Origin of the sequence: Listeria tempestatis, assembly GCF_963575625.1 — a bacterium.
Classification (GTDB): Bacteria; Bacillota; Bacilli; order Lactobacillales; family Listeriaceae; genus Listeria; species Listeria tempestatis.
The window spans coordinates 1-3071 of record NZ_CAUYTK010000023.1; the positions used below are offsets into that span (position 1 = coordinate 1).

The 3071-nt window shown below is 51.4% G+C and carries 1 rRNA gene; it reads left to right on the forward strand.

The annotated features are described in order from the left end of the window. Window positions 1-108 precede the first annotated feature (108 nt). Window positions 109-3041, forward strand: a 23S ribosomal RNA gene (locus tag R8923_RS14190). Window positions 3042-3071: the final 30 nt, after the last annotated feature.

Consider the following 3071-nt stretch of genomic DNA (forward strand, 5'->3'; position numbering starts at 1 on the left):
AAACAAGTAACCGAGAATCAACTGAAAGTGTATCTTTCAAACAGAATCGACGTTTATCATCGCTGGTAAACCCGATTCAGATTAACCGGACTTCGTAGAAGTCAAAGAGGTTAAGTTAGGAAGGGCGCACGGTGGATGCCTTGGCACTAGGAGCCGAAGAAGGACGGGACTAACACCGATATGCTTTGGGGAGCTGTACGTAAGCGTTGATCCAGAGATTTCCGAATGGGGAAACCCACTATCTTTAGTCGGATAGTATCCTTATGTGAATACATAGCATAAGGAAGGCAGACCCAGGGAACTGAAACATCTAAGTACCTGGAGGAAGAGAAAGAAAAATCGATTTCCTGAGTAGCGGCGAGCGAAACGGAAAGAGCCCAAACCAAGAAGCTTGCTTTTTGGGGTTGTAGGACACTCTATACGGAGTTACAAAAGAAGGATATAAATGAAGCGGTCTGGAAAGGCCCGCCAGAGACGGTAATAGCCCGGTAGTTGAAATAGCTTTCTCTCCAGAGTGGATCCTGAGTACGGCGGAACACGTGAAATTCCGTCGGAATCCGGGAGGACCATCTCCCAAGGCTAAATACTCCCTAGTGACCGATAGTGAACCAGTACCGTGAGGGAAAGGTGAAAAGCACCCCGGGAGGGGAGTGAAAGAGTACCTGAAACCGTGTGCCTACAAGTAGTTAGAGCCCGTTAATGGGTGATAGCGTGCCTTTTGTAGAATGAACCGGCGAGTTACGATTTGTTGCAAGGTTAAGCGGAAAAAGCGGAGCCGTAGCGAAAGCGAGTCTGAATAGGGCGTATGAGTAACAGGTCGTAGACCCGAAACCAGGTGATCTACCCATGTCCAGGATGAAGGTAAGGTAATACTTACTGGAGGTCCGAACCCACGCACGTTGAAAAGTGCGGGGATGAGGTGTGGGTAGCGGAGAAATTCCAATCGAACTTGGAGATAGCTGGTTCTCTCCGAAATAGCTTTAGGGCTAGCCTCGAGGTAAAGAGTCATGGAGGTAGAGCACTGTTTGGACTAGGGGCCCCTCTCGGGTTACCGAATTCAGATAAACTCCGAATGCCATGTACTTATACTCGGGAGTCAGACTGCGAGTGATAAGATCCGTAGTCGAAAGGGAAACAGCCCAGACCACCAGTTAAGGTCCCCAAATATACGTTAAGTGGAAAAGGATGTGGGGTTGCTTAGACAACCAGGAGGTTGGCTTAGAAGCAGCCATCCTTGAAAGAGTGCGTAATAGCTCACTGGTCGAGTGACCCCGCGCCGAAAATGTACCGGGGCTAAACGTATTACCGAAACTGTGGATGAACCACTTTGTGGTTCGTGGTAGGAGAGCGTTCTAAGGGCGTTGAAGTCAGACCGGAAGGACTGGTGGAGCGCTTAGAAGTGAGAATGCCGGTATGAGTAGCGAAAGAAGGGTGAGAATCCCTTCCACCGAATATCTAAGGTTTCCTGAGGAAGGCTCGTCCGCTCAGGGTTAGTCGGGACCTAAGCTGAGGCCGATAGGCGTAGGCGATGGACAACAGGTTGATATTCCTGTACCAGTGTCAATTGTTTGACCAATGGGGTGACGCAGAAGGATAGGGAATCGCACGAATGGAAATGTGCGTCCAAGCAGTGAGTGTGAGAAGTAGGCAAATCCGCTTCTTGCGAAGCATGAGCTGTGATGGGGAAGGAAATAAAGTACGGAAGTTCCTGATTTCACGCTGCCAAGAAAAGCCTCTAGGAAGAGAGATACTGCCCGTACCGCAAACCGACACAGGTAGATGAGGAGAGAATCCTAAGGTGAGCGAGAGAACTCTCGTTAAGGAACTCGGCAAAATGACCCCGTAACTTCGGGAGAAGGGGTGCTCTATTAGGGTGAAAGCCCGAGAGAGCCGCAGTGAATAGGCCCAGGCGACTGTTTAGCAAAAACACAGGTCTCTGCAAAACCGTAAGGTGACGTATAGGGGCTGACGCCTGCCCGGTGCTGGAAGGTTAAGAGGATGGGTTAGCATCTTGCGAAGCTCAGAATTGAAGCCCCAGTAAACGGCGGCCGTAACTATAACGGTCCTAAGGTAGCGAAATTCCTTGTCGGGTAAGTTCCGACCCGCACGAAAGGCGCAACGATCTGGGCACTGTCTCAACGAGAGACTCGGTGAAATTATAGTACCTGTGAAGATGCAGGTTACCCGCGACAGGACGGAAAGACCCCGTGGAGCTTTACTGCAACCTGATATGGAATGTTTGTACCGCTTGTACAGGATAGGTAGGAGCCGAAGAATCGCGTGCGCCAGCATGCGAGGAGGCGCTGGTGGGATACTACCCCCGCTGTATGACCATTCTAACCCGCCACGCTTAGCGCGTGGGGAGACAGTGTCAGGTGGGCAGTTTGACTGGGGCGGTCGCCTCCTAAAGAGTAACGGAGGCGCCCAAAGGTTCCCTCAGAATGGATGGAAATCATTCGCAGAGTGTAAAGGCACAAGGGAGCTTGACTGCGAGACTGACAAGTCGAGCAGGGACGAAAGTCGGGCTTAGTGATCCGGTGGTTCCGCATGGAAGGGCCATCGCTCAACGGATAAAAGCTACCCCGGGGATAACAGGCTTATCTCCCCCAAGAGTCCACATCGACGGGGAGGTTTGGCACCTCGATGTCGGCTCGTCGCATCCTGGGGCTGTAGTCGGTCCCAAGGGTTGGGCTGTTCGCCCATTAAAGCGGCACGCGAGCTGGGTTCAGAACGTCGTGAGACAGTTCGGTCCCTATCCGTCGCGGGCGCAGGAAATTTGAGAGGAGCTGTCCTTAGTACGAGAGGACCGGGATGGACGCACCGCTGGTGTACCAGTTGTTCCGCCAGGAGCATCGCTGGGTAGCTATGTGCGGCAGGGATAAACGCTGAAAGCATCTAAGCGTGAAGCCCCCCTCAAGATGAGATTTCCCATTTCGTCAAGAAAGTAAGATCCCTGAAAGATGATCAGGTAGATAGGTTTGGAGTGGAAGTATGGCGACATATGGAGCGGACAAATACTAATCGATCGAGGACTTAACCTTTTAATCTTGATTTTCGTTACGAAGTAACTG